The 16,877-nt window shown below is 69.4% G+C and carries 16 protein-coding genes; 5 read left to right on the top strand and 11 right to left on the bottom strand.

Features of this window, described 5'->3' with window-relative positions; translation table 11 throughout:
- Window positions 1-54 precede the first annotated feature (54 nt).
- The gene (locus GKO32_RS20265; protein ID WP_154758456.1) at window positions 55-1,017 is read left to right on the top strand and encodes a serine/threonine-protein kinase; all 963 of its coding nucleotides are present in this window, start codon (window positions 55-57) and stop codon (window positions 1,015-1,017) included.
- Here the strand turns inward: GKO32_RS20265 and GKO32_RS20260 are convergent, their stop codons facing one another.
- Both GKO32_RS20260 and GKO32_RS20255 read right to left on the bottom strand, forming a co-directional pair.
- Entirely contained in the window at window positions 1,018-1,680 is a 663-nt protein-coding gene (locus GKO32_RS20260; RefSeq protein WP_312868201.1) for a response regulator, read from the bottom strand.
- Window positions 1,677-2,978: an ATP-binding protein gene (locus GKO32_RS20255; protein ID WP_154758455.1), complete on the bottom strand. Its 1,302-nt coding sequence runs from the start codon at window positions 2,976-2,978 to the stop codon at window positions 1,677-1,679. Before GKO32_RS20255 ends, GKO32_RS20260 begins: the two co-directional genes overlap by 4 nt.
- Before the next feature lie 115 nt (window positions 2,979-3,093).
- Here GKO32_RS20255 and GKO32_RS20250 point away from each other — a divergent pair, with 115 nt between their 5' ends.
- Together GKO32_RS20250 and GKO32_RS20245 are read left to right on the top strand one after the other, a co-directional pair.
- Window positions 3,094-4,326: a PspC domain-containing protein gene (locus GKO32_RS20250; RefSeq protein WP_154758454.1), complete on the top strand. Its 1,233-nt coding sequence runs from the start codon at window positions 3,094-3,096 to the stop codon at window positions 4,324-4,326.
- Window positions 4,277-4,543 (top strand): hypothetical protein, encoded by a 267-nt coding sequence (locus tag GKO32_RS20245; protein ID WP_154758453.1) that lies wholly within the window; start codon window positions 4,277-4,279, stop codon window positions 4,541-4,543. The genes GKO32_RS20250 and GKO32_RS20245 overlap by 50 nt, the downstream gene beginning before the upstream one ends.
- 4 nt (window positions 4,544-4,547) lie before the next feature.
- Here the strand turns inward: GKO32_RS20245 and guaA are convergent, their stop codons facing one another.
- A complete protein-coding gene (gene guaA / locus GKO32_RS20240) occupies window positions 4,548-6,095 on the bottom strand; it encodes a glutamine-hydrolyzing GMP synthase (protein ID WP_312868199.1) in 1,548 nt (515 codons plus the stop codon).
- Between the two features lie 91 nt (window positions 6,096-6,186).
- On the opposite strand from guaA, the gene GKO32_RS20235 reads away from it, so the two are divergent.
- The gene (locus GKO32_RS20235; protein ID WP_154758451.1) at window positions 6,187-7,632 is read left to right on the top strand and encodes an aldehyde dehydrogenase family protein; all 1,446 of its coding nucleotides are present in this window, start codon (window positions 6,187-6,189) and stop codon (window positions 7,630-7,632) included.
- On the opposite strand, the gene GKO32_RS20230 is transcribed toward GKO32_RS20235, so the two are convergent.
- Genes GKO32_RS20230 through guaB form a run of 3 tightly spaced genes read right to left on the bottom strand, consistent with a single transcriptional unit; the run spans window position 7,613 to window position 12,036 of the window.
- Window positions 7,613-9,313, bottom strand: a complete 1,701-nt coding sequence (locus GKO32_RS20230; RefSeq protein ID WP_312868198.1) for an FAD-dependent oxidoreductase — start codon at window positions 9,311-9,313, stop codon at window positions 7,613-7,615. The genes GKO32_RS20235 and GKO32_RS20230 overlap by 20 nt on opposite strands.
- Window positions 9,314-9,370: 57 nt before the next feature.
- Entirely contained in the window at window positions 9,371-10,501 is a 1,131-nt protein-coding gene (locus GKO32_RS20225; protein ID WP_312868197.1) for a GuaB3 family IMP dehydrogenase-related protein, read from the bottom strand.
- Window positions 10,502-10,533: 32 nt separating this feature from the next.
- Complete coding sequence (gene guaB, locus GKO32_RS20220; protein ID WP_154758450.1) at window positions 10,534-12,036, bottom strand: IMP dehydrogenase; 1,503 nt, start codon at window positions 12,034-12,036, stop codon at window positions 10,534-10,536.
- Between the two features lie 82 nt (window positions 12,037-12,118).
- Between guaB and GKO32_RS20215 the strand changes: the two genes are divergently transcribed.
- Window positions 12,119-12,514: a DUF5319 domain-containing protein gene (locus tag GKO32_RS20215; protein WP_312868196.1), complete on the top strand. Its 396-nt coding sequence runs from the start codon at window positions 12,119-12,121 to the stop codon at window positions 12,512-12,514.
- Between the two features lie 23 nt (window positions 12,515-12,537).
- Here the strand turns inward: GKO32_RS20215 and GKO32_RS20210 are convergent, their stop codons facing one another.
- The 5 genes from GKO32_RS20210 to GKO32_RS20190 form a co-directional block, all read right to left on the bottom strand.
- Window positions 12,538-13,485: an anti-sigma-D factor RsdA gene (locus GKO32_RS20210; RefSeq protein WP_312868194.1), complete on the bottom strand. Its 948-nt coding sequence runs from the start codon at window positions 13,483-13,485 to the stop codon at window positions 12,538-12,540.
- Window positions 13,486-14,058 carry a sigma-70 family RNA polymerase sigma factor gene (locus GKO32_RS20205; RefSeq protein ID WP_154758449.1) on the bottom strand — a complete coding sequence of 191 codons (573 nt, stop codon included), beginning with the start codon at window positions 14,056-14,058 and terminating at the stop codon, window positions 13,486-13,488.
- A 234-nt stretch (window positions 14,059-14,292) separates the two neighbouring features.
- Window positions 14,293-14,889: a response regulator transcription factor gene (locus GKO32_RS20200; RefSeq protein ID WP_027940930.1), complete on the bottom strand. Its 597-nt coding sequence runs from the start codon at window positions 14,887-14,889 to the stop codon at window positions 14,293-14,295.
- 141 nt (window positions 14,890-15,030) lie between these two features.
- Window positions 15,031-15,852, bottom strand: coding sequence for a hypothetical protein (locus GKO32_RS20195; RefSeq protein WP_312868193.1), 822 nt, complete (start codon window positions 15,850-15,852; stop codon window positions 15,031-15,033).
- Window positions 15,853-15,861: 9 nt separating this feature from the next.
- The gene (locus GKO32_RS20190) at window positions 15,862-16,767 is read right to left on the bottom strand and encodes a MerR family transcriptional regulator (protein ID WP_246244156.1); all 906 of its coding nucleotides are present in this window, start codon (window positions 16,765-16,767) and stop codon (window positions 15,862-15,864) included.
- Window positions 16,768-16,877 lie beyond the last annotated feature (110 nt).

Below are 16,877 nucleotides of genomic sequence, written 5' to 3'. Positions count from 1 at the left end.
GCCTCAGTAGGGTGGACCGAAAGTAGTTGACCGTCAGCGCGACGAGAGGTTGTTTTGGGTACTGAGGGCGCAGTCGTCGGCGGCCGGTACCGGTTGGACCAGCCGATCGGCCGTGGCAGGGCCGGGATCGTGTGGCTGGCGTACGACACGCTCTTGCATCGCACCGTCGCGGCGAAACGGATGTATGTGCAGCCCGGCCTCGACCCCATTCGGACCGAGCACCTCATCAACGCCGCACTCCAGGAAGGCCGCGCCGCGACCCGCGTGCTGCACAACAGCGCGATCACCGTCTACGACGCGCTGCGCGACGGGCAGGACCCCTGGCTGTTCATGGAGTACGTGCCTTCCCGCAACATGGAGGACTTCCTCACCGAGTACGGCGCGCTGACCCCGGACCAGGCCGCGTTCCTCGGTGTCCAGCTCGCGTCCGCGCTTTCGGCCGCGCACCGGGCCGGGATCCTGCACCGGGGGCTCGAACCGGGCAACGTGCTGCTCGCCGACGACGGTGGCGTGAAGGTCACCGACATCGGCATCACCGGGCCCGGTCCCAACCCGGCGTTCCGTGCGCCGGAGATCCTGCGTGGCGCCCCGCCGGACCATGCGGCCGACGCGTTCTCCCTCGGCGCGACGCTCTACCTCGCCGTCGAGGGCGTGCCGCCGTACGGCGACAACGGCACGGGTCCACTGCGGCAGCCGCTGCGAGCCGGGCAGCTGACCGGTGCGCTGATGAAGTTGCTGCGTGAGGACCCGATGACCCGCCCGACGTTGGCGGACAGCATCACCTCGTTCCAGGCGATCACCCAGGGCAGGCAGACGGCGTTCATCCCGCCGACCGCCCCGGTGCTGCCCACGGTCCCCGTCGCCTGGCCGCCGTTGCAGTCCCCGCCGCTGCAACCGGCCGCGACGAAGGGGCCGCTGCTGACCCCCGCTCAGGTGCGGGCGCTGATCCTGACCGTGCTCGCGATCTTGTGCGCCGCCGCCATCGGCATCGGCATCACGCAGGTGCTTTTCCTTTAGTCAGACCAGCCGGCGGTCCGAAGCCCAGCGCGACAGCTCGTAGCGATTCGATAGCTGGGTCTTCCGCAGGACGCTCGACACGTGCGTCTCCACCGTCTTGACCGAGATGAACAGCTCCGAGGCGATCTCCTTGTACGCGTAACCACGGGCGAGCAGCCGCAACACATCCCGCTCGCGCGGGGTCAGCAGGTCCAGCTCCGGGTCGCTGATGGGCGCCGAGCCGGGCCGGTCGGCGAACGCGTCGAGCACGAAGCCCGCTAGCCGCGGCGAGAACACCGCGTCCCCGTCGGCGACCCGGGTGATCGCGCGGACCAGCTCTTTCGACGAGATCGTCTTCGTGACGTAGCCGCGCGCCCCGGCGCGGATCACCGCGATCACGTCCTCGGCGGCATCGGACACCGACAGCGCGAGGAACACGACATCCGGCAGCTCGGGTCGCACTCGGCGCAGGACCTCGGCGCCCCCACCGTCGGGCATGTGCACGTCGAGCAACACGACCTGCGGCCTCGTCCGAACGATCCCGGTGACGGCGTCTGCGACGGAACCCGCTTCGCCCACCACGCGGACCTCGTCGGTGATCGAGTCCAGCTCCGTGCGGACCCCGGCCCGGAACAACGCGTGGTCGTCCACCAGGAACACGGTCTTCGCAGCCACCTCAGTCACGCCGCACTCCCCGTCTTCATCGGCATCGCCAGCTGCACTTCCGTCCCGTCCCCTGGCGCCGTACGCAGCCGCACCGTACCGCCATTGCGTTCCATCCTGCCGCGAATCGAGTCCGCGAGCCCGTGCCTGTCCTCGGAAACCTCGTCCGGGTCGAAGCCCTTGCCGCGGTCACGCACGAACACCGTCACCGAGGTGGGCTCGACTTCGGTGTACACGCTGACCTCTTCGACGTCCGCGTGCTTGGCGGCATTGACGATGGCCTCACGCGCGGCCTGCACCAGCGCCGTCAGCGGCTCGTCCAGCTCGGCGTCGCCCACCACGACCTGGGAAACGGAGATCGCGAACGAGTCCTCCACCTCGCCGCACACCGTCGCGATCGCGGTCGACAACTGCCCGCCACCGTTGATCTCCTTCTGCGCCCCGTAGCCTGCCGGGCCGTACAACCAGCCGCGCAGCTCCCGCTCCTGCCCACGCGCCAGCCGCGCGACCTCCTTGGGTGTCTCGGCCTGTTTCTGGATCAGCGCCAGGGTCTGCAGCACCGAATCGTGCAGGTGCGCGGCTATCTCGGCACGTTCCTCGGTCCGGATCCTGGCCCGGCGCTCCTCGCCGAGGTCACGCACCATGCGCAACCAGAACGGAACCGTCAGCACCGCGACCCCGACCAACGTGGCCAGCACCGCGATGAGCGCGAACTGCACCTGGTCGAAGCTGCCGCTGCGCAGCACCAGCACTCCGATGCCGGTGACCACCAGTGCGACGCCGGCGAGGATCCGCACCGCCGCCGACCAGCCACCACCGCCGAGCACCACCCCGGCGACGCCCGAGCGGGCGCCGGTACGCCAGCGGCGGCGCTGTGACTCGTCGGCTTCGCGCCACACCACCGCCGCGCCGATCAGCGTGACCGCCAAGGGCGCGGCGACCCAGCCGCTGATCGCGCCGGTGACCGTGCTGCCGCCGACCGCGAGCCCGATCCCGAGGACGAGCAGACCGATCGCCTGCTGACGTTCCTTCGGTGAGCTCGGCTGCGAGGTGTCCTCCACCGGCCGTTGCGGGACGAACACCCACAACAGGCCGTACGCCAGCAACCCCGCGCCGCCGAACGCGGCGAGCACGGCGAACGTCGCCCGCACCCACAGGACCTTGACACCGAGGTGCTCGGCGAGCCCCGTGGAGACGCCGGCAACCGCTCGACCCGCGCGGTGCCGGTACAGCTTCGGGGGCCCGTCCGGCTGCTCGAGCGCCTTCGACGGCACCCGGCTGACGGCCGTCTCGCGGGCCTTTTCCTGCACGTCTTCCATGGTTCTTCCATGCTCACATGCCCGCAAGCACGATTCATCAGGGAAACACCCTGATCGTGAATCTCAGGGACCTTCCCCGATGTGCACGCGCGGCCGCCGGGCGATGCTCGATGACATGAGTGGCGCAGCAGACCGGACCAGGACACATCTGGGCGGGTTCGAGGAGACACTGAAAGACTTCTGGGCCAGCCGGCCGCGGCGGCCCTCGCACGGGAAGAAGGTCGCCGGCGTCGCCGCCGCGATCGGCAACCGGTATGGCATCGACCCGGTCATCGTGCGGGTCGCGTTCGTGGTGACGACGATCTTCGGCGGCATCGGGTTACCGCTGTACGTGCTGGGTTGGCTGTTCTTCCCCGGCGAGCACGACCAGGTCTCGGCCATCGAAGCGCTGTTCGGCCGCGGCCGCAGCTCGATGTCGAAGGGCTTCACGATCGTCCTCGCCATCGTCTTCTTCCCGTTGACGGGCCTGTCGTTCGGCAACCGATGGGGCTGGTTCGACGGGGGCGGGCTGATCGGCCTGGCACTGCTGGTGACCGCGCTGTACCTGCTGCATCGAAGCCGTGGCCAGGAGCACCGCCCGGTCGCACCCGCGGAGGAGACGATGACCTACTCGATGTCCACCCCCAGCGCGGCCGCGGGCGCGGACCCGCTCGGCGCACCACCACTGGCCTGGGATCTGCCCGGCCCGGAGCCCGCGGCTTCGCCGTACGCGCCGCCACCGGCGCCACCGATGCCCAGGCAAGCCCGGTCGAAGATCGGCGTCGCGACTTTCGGCATCGCGCTGCTGGTGGCCGGTGCCGGGGTGGGTGCAGGGCAGCTGGGCGCCGGCTGGTTCTCCCCGCAACACGTCATCGGGCTGGTGCTCGGCGTGCTCGGCGTCGGCTTGGTCGCGGGCGCGTTCGTGCGGGGCGGCCGTGGCCTGATCTGGCTCGCGGTGCCGCTGGCGATCGTCGGCGTCGGTCTCACGTCGATCCCGGTAGGCAACTACTCGGGGGGTTTCGGGAACATCGACGCCACACCCGTCACGGCCGCTGCGGTGCAGCCGGTGTACTCCCACACGGCCGGGGACGTCCGGCTGGATCTGACCAAACTGGCCGATACGGCACCGGTGACCACCGAGGTGCGCAACGGAGCCGGGCAGACCACGATCATCGTCCCGGCGACCGCGGACGTGCAGTACAGCTGCGAGGTCGAAGCCGGGAACGTGGATTGCCTCGGCTCCGGAACCGACGGTGTCGGCCGTCCGGCGGTCAGCGGCCGGGACCTCGGCCCCGACGGTCCTGGCGGACTGCAGCTGAATGTCAAGGTTTCACAGGGAGCGGGAAACATCGAGGTGCACCGTGGCTGACTACGACGAGACGACGCAGCAGCGGCCCCGCCGCCGTGGAGTGGACGTGTTCGGGCTGCTGATCGGGATCGCGACGCTGTTCGCGTCGGCCTACACGCTGACCGACGGAATCACCTGGCTGCCCTCGTTCGACGTGCGCTGGGTCCTGGCCGGGGGCGCGATCCTGTTCGGCGCCCTGATGCTGGGCGCGTCCCTGCGTGGCGGGCGGCGCGACTAGCAGCTCATTCCCATTCGATCGTGCCGGGCGGCTTGCTCGTCACGTCCAGCACGACCCGGTTCACCTCGGCGACCTCGTTGGTGATCCGGGTCGAGATGCGCTCCAGCACATCGAAGGGCAGCCGGGTCCAGTCCGCCGTCATCGCGTCCTCACTCGACACCGGGCGCAGCACGATCGGGTGGCCGTAGGTGCGGCCGTCGCCCTGAACGCCCACGCTGCGCACGTCCGCGAGCAGCACAACCGGGCACTGCCAGATGTCGCGGTCCAGCCCCGCGGCGGTGAGTTCCTCGCGCGCGATCGCGTCGGCGGCGCGCAGAGTCTCGAGCCTGTCGTGGGTGACCTCGCCGATGATCCGGATGCCGAGGCCGGGCCCGGGGAACGGCTGGCGATGCACGATCGTCTCCGGCAGGCCCAGTTCGAGACCCACCCGGCGCACTTCGTCCTTGAACAGCAGCCGCAGCGGCTCGACGAGTTCGAACTGCAGGTCGTCCGGCAGACCGCCGACATTGTGGTGGCTCTTGATGTTCGACGTGCCGGCGCCGCCACCGGACTCGACGACGTCGGGGTAGAGGGTGCCCTGCACGAGGAACCGGTAGTCGCCCTGTGCCTTGAGGTCGCGCTCGGCCTGCTCGAACACGCGGATGAACTCGCGGCCGATGATCTTGCGCTTCTCTTCGGGGTCGGTCACCCCGGCCAGCGCGTCGAGGAACCGTTCGCGTGCGTCGATGGTGACCAGATTGACCCCGGTCGCAGCAACGAAGTCACGTTCGACCTGTGCGCGCTCACCGGCTCGCAACAGGCCGTGGTCGACGAAGACGCAGGTGAGCCGGTCCCCGATGGCGCGCTGCACGAGGGCAGCCGCGACGGCGGAGTCGACACCGCCGGACAGCCCGCAGATCGCCCGGCCGTCGCCGATCTGGTCGCGGATCTTCGTCACCTGTTCGTCCACAATGGACGCAGTCGTCCACTCGGGACGGATGCCGGCGATGTCACGCAAGAAGCGCCGCAGCACTTCCTGGCCGTGCGGCGAGTGCAGCACCTCGGGGTGGTATTGCACCCCGGCGTACCCTTCGGCGGGATTTTCATACGCGGCAACAGGTGCGCCGTCGGAAGTCGCGGTGACCGCGGCGCCGGGCGGGGCTTTCGTGACGCTGTCGCCGTGGCTCATCCAGACCTGGTGCCGGGCAGGCAGCTCGCGATGCAGCACACCGGCGTCCTCGCTGAGGGTGACCTGGGTGCGGCCGTACTCGCGGGCCCCGGTGGCCTCGACGGTGCCGCCGAGTGCCTGTGCCAGCACGTGAAAGCCATAGCAGATACCGAAGATGGGCACCCCGGTCTTGGCGAGTCGCGGGTCCATACCGGGCGCGCCGGGCGAGTAGGCGCTGGCCGGGCCACCGGAGAGGATGATCGCGGCGGGCTCGCGCGCCAGGATCTCTTCGACCGTCGCGGTGTGCGGCACCACTTCGGAGTACACCTGGGCCTCACGGACCCGGCGCGCGATCAGCTGCGCGTACTGCGCGCCGAAGTCCACCACGATGACCGGACCCACCACTACCTCCCTGCGTCGACTTCTCCATCGTCCCAGGTGAGCTGTGCCACGCGTCCCCCGGGCCGGATCTCGCGGTGCGCCTTACCTTTGTGTCATGGACACCATCACTCCGGAACCACGCCCCGCGTGGATCGCCGGCCGGGCGGAGCAGGGCACCAGCACGCTCGAGGTCACCCATCCCTTCGACGGCAGCGAGGTCGCGACCGTCGCCGTGCCAGGTCCCCAGCAGGTCGAACGGGCGGTCGCGGCGGCGGCCGCGGTCGCGCCGGAGTTCCGCCGCTCGCCCGCGCATGTCCGCGCCGCTGCACTCGATCACGTTTCACGCGGGCTCGCCGCGCGTGCCGAGGAACTGGCCGAAGTCATTACGGCGGAGAACGGGAAACCGTTCAAGTGGGCGGAGGTCGAGGTACACCGGGCTATTTCGGTGTTCCGGATCGCGGCGGAGGAGGCCCGCCGGTTCACCGGGGAGGTGCAGCGGCTCGACACCGACGCCGGTGGCGAAGGACGGCTCGCGCTCACCCGCCGGGTATCGCGTGGGCCGGTGCTGGGGATCGCGCCGTTCAACTTTCCGCTGAACCTGGTGGCACACAAGGTCGCGCCGTCGCTCGCGGTCGGTGCGCCGATCATCGTCAAGCCGGCGCCGCGCACCCCGTTGTCGGCGTTGATCCTCGGTGAGCTCCTGGCTGAGACGGACCTGCCGGAGGGCGCGTTTTCCGTGCTGCCGCTGGGAAATGCCGAGACGTCCGCGCTGGTGGCGGACCCACGGTTGCCGGTGGTGTCGTTCACGGGCTCGGGTCCGGTCGGCTGGTCGCTGGCGGATGCGGCGCCACGCAAGCATGTCGTGCTGGAACTGGGTGGCAACGCGGCGGCGGTCGTGCTCGGTGACTGGCCGGATCTGCCGGGCGCCGCCGCGCGCATCGCGACGTTCGGGAACTACCAGGCCGGGCAGTCGTGCATCGCGGTGCAGCGGGTGATCGTGGAACGGTCCGTCGCGGACGAGTTTGTCCCCGCGCTACTGGACGCGGTGCGGGCGCAGAAAACGGGCGACCCGTACGACACGACGGTCGATGTCGGGCCGGTGGTGGACGAGGCCGCCGCGGAACGGATCGTCGGGTGGATCGACGAAGCGGTGACGAGTGGCGCGAAGGTGCTGACCGGCGGCGCGCGGAAGGGGACGACGGTCGAGCCCACGCTACTGACCGACGTGCCGGCGCGCGCCAAGGCGTGGGCGGAGGAGATCTTCGGACCCGTGCTTGCGGTGTCCATCGTGGACAGTGCCGACGAGGCTTTCGCGGCGGTGAACGATTCGGCGTACGGTCTGCAGGCAGGCGTCTTCACGCGCGACGTGCAACTGGCCTTCCGCGCGTCGACGGAACTCGAAGTCGGCGGCCTTATCGTCGGCGATGTGCCGTCCTACCGCGCGGACCAGATGCCTTACGGCGGCGTGAAAGGCTCCGGCTCCGGCCGCGAAGGCGTCCTCGCGGCCATGCACGACCTGACCGAGGAACGCGTCACGGTATTCAGCGGGATTTCGTTGTAAGCGCTCCCGGGGCGTCAGCGGGGACGGCGGGGTCCTGCGGGGCCACCGGGTCGAGCCGCCGGTACCCCGCTGACTGCGGGGGCCGGGGGTCGGCCTCACCTTTGTTGGGCCACAAGGAAAAAGCCCGCTCCGCCTGTGCCGTGATGGTCAGCGAAGGGTTCACGCCGAGGTTCGCCGTGACCGCAGTTCCGTCCACAATAGACAGACCAGGGTAGTTGAACACGCGGTGGTAAGGGTCGATCACCCCGTCCTCGGCCGACACACCGATGGGCGCGCCGCCGATGAAATGGGCCGTCAGCGGGATATCGAAGATCTCGCCCCAGGTTCCGCCCGCCACGCCGCCGATGCGCTCGGCCGTGCGCAGGTTCGCCTCGTGCCCGGCCGGGATGAACGACGGGTTCGGTTCCCCGTGCCCCTGCTTGGAGGTGTACTTCCGCCGCCCGAACAGGCCGCGCTTGGTGAACGTCGTGATCGAGTTGTCGAGGCTCTGCATCACCAGCAGAATCACGGTCCGCTCGCTCCACCGGTACCCGTTGAGCAACCTCAGCGACTGCACCGGATGCCGCAGCATCGTGCGCACAGCCTGTCGCCACCGTGGCGTCCGCAGTGACCCGTCGGTCGCGATGGTCTGCAGCAGGCTCATCGCGTTGCTGCCCTTGCCGTAGCGAACCGGCTCGATATGCGTGTTCTCGTTCGGGTGGATCGACGACGTGATCGCCACACCACGGCTGAAATTCTGCGCAGGATCGACCGAAAGGCGCCCCGCACCGATGATCGCCTCGGAGTTCGTGCGTGTCAGCTCCCCGAACCGTGGCGACAACTGGGGCAGCATTCCCTTGTCGCGCATGCGATGCAGCAGTTGCTGAGTGCCCCAGGTGCCGGCGGCGAGCACGACCTGGCCCGCGGTAAGGCTGGTCCTGACACGCTTCGAACCCGTCCGGTGCAGCTCGACGACGAACAAACCGTCCGCCCGCGGCCGCACAGCGTCCACAGTGGACATCGGGATGACCTTCGCCCCGCCGCGTTCGGCGAGGTACAGGTAGTTCTTGACCAATGTGTTCTTCGCTCCGACGCGGCATCCGGTCATGCACGCACCACATTCCGTGCAGCCGACCCGGTCCGGCCCGGCGCCACCGAAGTACGGATCGGCCACCCGCGCACCCGGCTGTCCGAAGTGGACACCGACCGGAGTCGGATGAAACGAGTCCGCGACCCCCATGTCGGCCGCCACCTTGCGCATCACCTCGTCGGACGGCGTGATCGTCGGATTCGTGACCACGCCGAGCATCCGGCTCGCCTGGTCGTAGTGCGGCGCGAGCTCGGCCTCCCAGTCGGTGATGTGCGCCCACTGCCGGTCCTGGTAGAAGGCCTTGAGCGGCCGGTACAGCGTATTCGCGTAGACCAGCGAACCGCCGCCGACGCCGGCGCCCGCGAGCACCATGACGTTGTTGAGCAGATGAATGCGCTGAATGCCGAAGCAGCCGAGCGCCGGTGCCCAGAGGTACCGCTTGAGATCCCAGGACGTCTTCGCGAACTCGTCGTCGGAGAAGCGGCGGCCCGCCTCCACCACGGCGACCCGGTAGCCCTTTTCCGTCAGCCGGAGGGCCGCGACGCTGCCGCCGAAGCCCGACCCGACCACGATCACGTCATAGTCAGCCGCACTGCTGTTACTCGTGGTCACACATAAAAGCGTAGCGCCGGAGCCAACTTCTCACCAGCGGTAAGTTACCGACGGGTTTCAGCGCCGGACGGACAGGCCGACCCGCTGGAACTCCTTGAGGTCTGAGTACCCGGTCTTCGCCATCGCCCGGCGCAGCGCGCCGAACAGATTGACCGCCCCGTCAGGATCCGAAGATGGGCCGTACAGCAACGTCCGCAGATCCACCTCGATCTCAGGCCCCGCGGCCACTCGCGAACGCGGCAACGACGGGTGCGCCGCCGCCGCGGTCCAATACAGCCCGTGCCCCGGCGCGGCCGTAGACGCCGCGAGCGGCGCGCCCAGCATGACCGCGTCCGCGCCACAAGCGATCGCCTTCGCGATGTCACCGGAGGACGTCATCCCGCCGTCGGCCAGGACGTGCACGTAGCGGCCACCGGTCTCGTCGAGGTAGTCGCGGCGGGCCGCGGCCGCGTCGATGATGGCGGTCGCCATCGGCACGCCGATGCCCAGCACCCGGTCCGTGCTCGTGATGCCCGGCGTGTAGCCGTGCCCGACGATCACCCCGGCCGCGCCGGTACGCATCAGATGCATCGCCGTGCGGTAGTCGGTGACCCCGCCGGCGATCACCGGCACATCGAGCCCGCCGATGAACTCCTTGAGGTTGAGCGGATCCGAGTCACCCGAGACGTGCTCGGCCGAGATGATCGTGCCCTGCACGACCAGAACCTCCACCCCGGCGGCGATCAGGTGCGGGGTCAGCTCGGCGGCACGCTGCGGGCTCACCCGCGCGGCGACCGTCACCCCGGATTCGCGCACCGTACGCAGCGCCTCGTCCAGCAGCTCCGGCTGGACCGGCGCCGAGTGCAGTTCCTGCAGCACCCGTACCAGCGCGGTCGGGTCCTCGTCCTTCACCGTGTCGAGCAGACGCCGCATCGCGCCTTCGACGTCCCGGTGCCGCGCCCACATACCCTCCGCGTTGAGCACGCCGAGCCCGCCGAGCTTCCCGATCTCCACCGCGGTGGCCGGCGACACGATCGCGTCGGTCGGGTGCGTGACGAGCGGCAGATCGAAGCGGTAGGCATCGATCTGCCAGGTGGTGGACACCACCGCGGACGACCGCGTCCGGCGCGACGGGACGATCTCCACGTCGTCGAGGTCGTACGCGCGTCGCGCGGTACGTCCCATTCCGATCTCGACCAGATCCCGCACGTGCGGATCCCCTCTCGTGTGCTGCAGGCCCGTCAGTGGGCGGTGTAGTTGGGCGCCTCGACGGTCATCGTGATGTCGTGGGGGTGGCTCTCCTTGAGCCCCGCCGCCGTGATCCGCACCAGCTGCGCCTGCTGCAGCTGCGTCACCGTCTCGGCACCGGCATACCCCATGCCCGCGCGCAACCCGCCGACCAGCTGGTGCACCACGTTGACCAACGGGCCACGGAACGCGATCCGGCCCTCGATGCCTTCGGGGACGAGCTTGTCCTCGCTCAGCACGTCGTCCTGGGCGTAGCGGTCCTTGGAGTAGGACTGCTGCCCGTCGCGGGACTGCATCGCGCCGAGCGAGCCCATTCCGCGATATCCCTTGTACTGTTTGCCGTTCATCAGGATCAGGTCACCCGGTGACTCGGCGGTGCCCGCGAGCAGGCTCCCGAGCATGACGCTGGAAGCACCCGCGGTGATGGCCTTGACGATGTCCCCCGAGTACTGGATGCCGCCGTCACCGATCACCGGCACGCCCGCGGGGCGGCAGGCCTGGTCGGCTTCGTAGATCGCGGAAATCTGCGGTACCCCGACACCGGCGACAACCCGCGTGGTGCAGATCGAACCCGGTCCGACACCGACCTTGACCGCGTCCGCGCCCGCGTCCACCAGCGCCTGCGCGCCGGCGCGGGTGGCGACGTTCCCGCCGACGATGTCGACGGTTTCGCCGAGCTCCTTCTTGAGCGTCGAGACCATGTCGACCACGGCACGGGAATGCCCGTGCGCGGTGTCCACCATCAGCACGTCCACGCCCGCGTCGGCCAGCGCCATGGCGCGCTGGTGCCCGGCGGCACCGACACCCACCGCGGCGCCGACCAGCAGCCGACCGTCCGGGTCCTTGGTCGCGTTGGGGTACTGCTCGGTCTTGACGAAGTCCTTCACGGTGATCAGCCCGCGCAGCTTGCCCGCGCCGTCCACGATCGGCAGCTTTTCGATCTTGTGCCGTCGCAGCAGCCCGAGCGCCGCTTCCGCCGTGACCCCGACCTGTGCGGTGACCAGCGGCGCCTTTGTCATGACCTCGCTGACCGGGCGGCTGTAGTCCACTTCGAAGCGCATGTCGCGGTTGGTGATGATGCCGACGAGCTGGCCTGCCGCGTCAGTGACCGGGACCCCGGAGATGCGGAACCGCGCGCACAGCGCGTCGACCTCGGCGAGCGTGTCCTCGGGGGAGCAGGTCACCGGGTCGGTCACCATGCCGGCCTCGGACCGCTTCACCACCTCGACCGCCGCGGCCTGCTCGTCGATCGGCAGGTTCCGGTGTAGGACACCCATTCCGCCCTGGCGGGCCATCGCGATCGCCATCCGCGCCTCGGTCACCGTGTCCATCGCCGCAGACACAATCGGGATGCGCAGGGTGATATTGCGGGAAAGCCGGGTGCTGGTGTCGACACCGCTGGGCAGGACATCCGACTCGGCTGGAAGCAAAAGCACGTCATCGAAGGTCAAACCCAGCATCGCGAACTTGTCTTGCGGGTTGAACTCGCTCGTCATGGCTGGTGGCAGACCTTCCTGGGCAGTTCGGGAAACTCCTAGTCGATGGTATCTGGACAGCTCCCCACCCCGGCCCGGTACCGTGCAGGCCGTGCCGCACGACCTGTTACCCCCGGACCCGTTCGCCGACGACCCTGACGACCCGGCCAAGGACATGGCGTATTTCGCCGATGACCTGGACGAACCGATCGACGAGCGGGCCCGTACCGAGTTGCTGGCCGACCTGTCCGACCTCGCCGTGTATCAAGCGCTGCTGGAGCCGCGCGGGGTCCGCGGCATCGTGGTGGATTGCGGAGAGTGTGACCAACCGCATTACCACGACTGGCATCTGCTGCGGGCGAGCCTCGAACAGCTGCTCGCGGACGGCCGGATGCGTCCGCACGAACCCGCCTATGACCCGGACCCGGCGCATTACGTCAGCTGGGACTACTGCCGTGGTTACGCGGACGGCGTGACCGCCACGGAAAGCGCTTACTGAGCTACTGGCGGACTGGCCCCGGCTCAGTTGCCCGTGGTGCCCGCCGTGCCCACCGAGGCGGGTGCCTGCGCGGGAGCCGGTCCGCCGTTCGAATCGGACGTGTCGTAGCGCATCGTGCTGCCACCCGTCCCCGCCGCGGATGCCGAACTGCTCTCCGTGGTGGGCGGTGTCGAGGTCGGCGTTTCCGATGACGACGGCGTGCTCGTGCTGCTCGGCGGCCGCGTCGTGGTTGTCGTCGTCGGCGACGGCGTGCTCGTGGTCGAGGAAGCCGCCTGGGACGTCGGCGGCTCCGGCGACGACGGCTCCGTGGTCGAAGGCGGGGACGGCTGCGTGAGCATCGCCGTCAACTGCTGGTGCTCACGCATCAGCTGGGCCAGGTTGTCCTCCGAGGAGACCTGCGACAACTTCGCCGCCGCCTCGGCCAGCGCCTGCTGCGCCTCGGCAATACGCCCCTGGGACAGCGCGATGCTCGCCTGCTGCAGATCGGTACGCGCCGCGGAGGCGGCCTCGACCGAGCGGGCGTGGTCGGAGTAGAGGACCTTCGTGAGGCCCCACAAGGCGTCGCCTGGCTGAGCGCCGCGCGCGGCGATGCTGGTGCCGCTGAATGCGATGGCGAGCACGGCGGCGGCGACCGCCACCGGCACGAGGGCGCGGCGCTTGCGGGCGCGCTGCCCGTGTTTCTGCGCCATCGCCGCGGTCTTCACGGTGGTGACGGCGGTGTCGGTGTCGACAAGCTCGGCGAGCGGTTCACTGTCGATGTCACGTCGCCAGGCCAGTAGCAGCGCGTTGAGTTCCTGGTCGCCGAGGTCGTCCGCCACCTTGGGGTCGGAACCACCGAGCGCGTCCAGCAATGCGTCATCGGCGTGCACGGCGGACAGGTCGGCCTCGAACGCGGCCTGCGACGCACTCATCGTGTCGTCGTACCCACCGAGCTCACGTCTGATCTCGTCGCGGCTGTCGCGGTCGGTCACTCAGGCCACCTCCTCGGACGCCAGCGCCTTTCGGAGCCGGGCGAGAGCTCGATGCTGTGCGACCCGGACCGCGCCCGGTGTCGAGTCGACCGCTTCCGCGGTCTCTTCAGCAGACAAGCCCACGACCACTCGCAGCACGACGATCTCGCGTTGTTTGTCCGGCAGCACCCGCAGCAACTGGGCCATGCGCTGGTTCAGCTCCCCTTGCAGGGCATGCTGCTCCGGGCCGACATCCCCTTCGATCTCGTCAGGGATCTCGGCCACCGGCTCGGCGCGGTTGCGGGCTGCTGCCCGATGCGCGTCGGCCACCTTGTGCTGGGCGATGCCGTACACGAAAGCCAGGAACGGGCGTCCTTGGTCACGGTACGAAGGCAGGGCCGTGAGCACCGCGAGACACACCTCCTGAGCTACGTCATCCGCCGAAGCGAACGAACGCTCCTGCCGGCCAACTCGGGCGCGGCAGTACCGCACCACTAGAGGACGGATAGCGGCAAGCAGTCGCTCGGTCGCCTGAGGATCTCCCTCGACGGCGGCGGCGACCGACTCCTCCAGTCCGTCCCCCACAGTGCCCATCGCAGACAACAGTCCCAGCGTTACGTGTAGGCGTACAAAATGGCGGCACGCGAGATCGATGTCCCTCGCACCGGTGATGCCCACCGTACCGCTCGGCGTCGACATCGTCTGCGTACGGTCGCCATGGGCGCACCCCGGTTTCCAGGGTGCGCCGGCGAGCTCACGCGAAGGTGTTCAAGAATTCAACGACTTACGCAGCTTACAACATGAAAGATAGTCAGAAAAAGGCTTTCATCAGGACACGAGCCCGCGGCGGAAGCCGTGGGCGACCGCCTGCGCGCGGTCCCGCACACCCAGCTTGCGGAACAGCCGGCGGGCATGCGTCTTCACGGTGTCCTCCGACAGGTAGAGCTCGCGGCCGATTTGGCCGTTGCTCTTGCCCTGACTCATCCCCCGCAGCACCTGGAGTTCGCGCTCGGTGAGCTGAACGCCGGGATCGGCGGGCTGGCGTGGCGCGGGTACCGAGGTGCTCGCCAGCGTGTGCGCGAGTGCGGCCACGAGTTCGGGTCGAGAGGCGTCCCACCTCAGGTAACCGCGGGCGCCACCGGCGATCGCGGCGGCGATGCTGGAGGCATCGTCGGGCGCGCCGAAGACGATCACGTTCGCCTGGGGATTGGCGGACACCAACCGCCGAGTCGCCTCCACCCCGGCCGGCATCGCGCGCTGGGTGCCGACGAGGACGACGTCCACCGGCTGTCGCGAATACCTGGCCAGCAACTCGTCACCGTGCGCTACGCAGTCGATGCGACTGACGCCGGGAACAGCAGACATCACGCGGGTGAGCCCTTCGCGGACACTGCGTCGGTCGTCGCAGATCAAGACCGTAGTCACGGGGTTTCCTTCCTGCAGCCGGGTGACCTTCCATATCCCCTATCGGACGCTTTAGGCCGAACCTTGACACGATCCGGTGGCTTTTTTTGGAAGATCTTCGCCCGGATGTCGGTATGGCCACCTCGAGTGCTCCAACCGGCATCACGCCGGGACCCAAGGCGATTCACTCGCCAGCCGCCTCCCGTCGGGGTCAGTTCGTAGTAACACAGCGTGCAACACCAGGTCGACCCTGGATCGATCCCGGCCGCGCGCATCAGGTCTGTGCTCGGCGGCAAGCAATCCGGCAGGCCAACTCAACGAGCGTAGTGTGAATTTGTCCGTCACGGCGAGTGCTTCGTCGATGAGGTGCACCGCTCGTTCCCGCTTCCCCGTCGCGCCCAGCGCAGCAGCCAGCACGAGCTGCGATTTCACGATATGCCTCCGCGCCTGCGCCGCGATCGCGAACGCGAGCGCATCCTCGGCCGGGCCCACCGCGCTCACCGGCTCTCCGCCGGCCAACGCCATTTCGGCGGTGATCCAGCCGAGCCGGACCTTCGACCGCCAGTTTCGCGGTGTCACCCGGGCCAAGAGGCGCCGGGCCAGAGCCAACCGGCCGACGCCGAGGTTGTCCGCGGCCAGTCCCAGCAGCGCATCCGCTCGCGCGCCCTCGACATCGATCCCATCCTCGTCCTCGGCGCCGGACAGCCCGGTCACGAGTCGGAGCGCCGCGCCGTCCGGCCCGAAGGCAGCACGATGCCCGCCGAGCTGACGCCGATGCGAGGCGAATGTCGACAAGGCAAGCGAGGCCAGCATCTGATTCCGGCCTCGGGCGACTTCGTCCAGCAAAGTCGCCGCACCGGCGTACCGGCCCTGCGCACCGAGCACGATCGCCGCCAGCAGCTTCGCGTGCGGCGACTGGGGAGCGCCGGACGGCATCGCCGGTAAGTCACCGAAGGCCGCCCGCCGCAGTTCTGCGCAGGACACGAAGGCAATCTAGCGGCCCAGTAAGACGTACTCGATCCGCTCGGCGGCCTCACGCAGGTCCGGTAGCAACTCGACCTTTCCGGGCAACCGGGTCCCGGCCCAGCCTGGCCCCCACGCGAACAACCGGCCACGCTGGTGACCTCGCGACAAGCGTGAAAACAACCCACCGTCGGCCATGGTGGTGCGCTGGGCACGCAGGACGACCGCGGCGGGCGCGCTGCGGCGGACCGCGACGGCGAGCACCTCGGCCGGTGGCGGGGTCCCGAAGAGCTGGACGCTGATGCCCCGCTCCGCGAGGCCCGCGGCGAGCGCATAGAGCGGCAGGGCGCCCCGCTCTTCCGGGACCGCGCTGAGCAGCACCGGCCGGGCGTTACGCGGCTGCTCCAGCAGCGGGGTCGCCCGGATCAACGCGGCGAGCACGGATTCGGACAGCAGGTACTCGGCCTCGGCGCCGGCGTGCGTGCCATGCCAGCCCGCCCCGAACGCGGTCAGCACCGGCTCGATGACGATCTCCCAGGCCGCCACCGCGCCGGCGTCCGCGATGGCCGCCGCCAGCAGTCGCTGGGTCGCGAGGGCATCCATGGCCAGCGCGGCACCCCGCAGTCGGCGCGCGACGGAGCGATCCGGCGCCGCGCGCACGCCGTGTGACGTCTCCGCCGGTATGTCCGTGATCGTGGCCTCGAGCGCGAAGTGAGCGGCTTCCGCCGTCGAGGCACCTCGCAGCAATGCGCGTTGCATCAACTCGAGACGGCGGATGTCGGCGGCGCCGTAGCGACGGTGCTTGCCGCCGGTGTGCCTGCTGGGGCCGAGTCCGTATCGCCGGTCCCACGTGCGGAGCGTGGCGGGGGCAACGCCGAGCCGCCGGGCCACCGCGGCCACCGGCATCGTCGGCTCTGGCTGCCGTGCGCGATCCATTCGCTCAAATATCGCGGACGTACGACTACCCAGCAACCTGGAGGTTATGCGCCCGGACCAGGGAAAGATCGCCTGCTCACGCTTGCGGGGGACATCCAAAGGATGAATCC

This window comes from Amycolatopsis pithecellobii (genome assembly GCF_009707865.1).
GTDB lineage: Bacteria > Actinomycetota > Actinomycetes > Mycobacteriales > Pseudonocardiaceae > Amycolatopsis_E > Amycolatopsis_E pithecellobii.
This window is presented reverse-complemented; position numbering and strand designations above follow the sequence as displayed.

What these genes read in the sequence shown, in the direction of transcription:
- GKO32_RS20205 (WP_154758449.1), bottom strand. Translation starts at nt 14,058, where the DNA reads ATGGGCACTGTGGGGGACGGACTGGAGGAGTCGGTCGCCGCCGCCGTC.
- GKO32_RS20245 (WP_154758453.1), top strand. Translation starts at nt 4,277, where the DNA reads ATGTCAAGGTTTCACAGGGAGCGGGAAACATCGAGGTGCACCGTGGCT.
- guaB (WP_154758450.1), bottom strand. Translation starts at nt 12,036, where the DNA reads ATGACGAGCGAGTTCAACCCGCAAGACAAGTTCGCGATGCTGGGTTTG.
- GKO32_RS20250 (WP_154758454.1), top strand. Translation starts at nt 3,094, where the DNA reads ATGAGTGGCGCAGCAGACCGGACCAGGACACATCTGGGCGGGTTCGAG.
- GKO32_RS20255 (WP_154758455.1), bottom strand. Translation starts at nt 2,978, where the DNA reads ATGGAAGACGTGCAGGAAAAGGCCCGCGAGACGGCCGTCAGCCGGGTG.
- GKO32_RS20190 (WP_246244156.1), bottom strand. Translation starts at nt 16,767, where the DNA reads ATGGATCGCGCACGGCAGCCAGAGCCGACGATGCCGGTGGCCGCGGTG.
- GKO32_RS20235 (WP_154758451.1), top strand. Translation starts at nt 6,187, where the DNA reads ATGGACACCATCACTCCGGAACCACGCCCCGCGTGGATCGCCGGCCGG.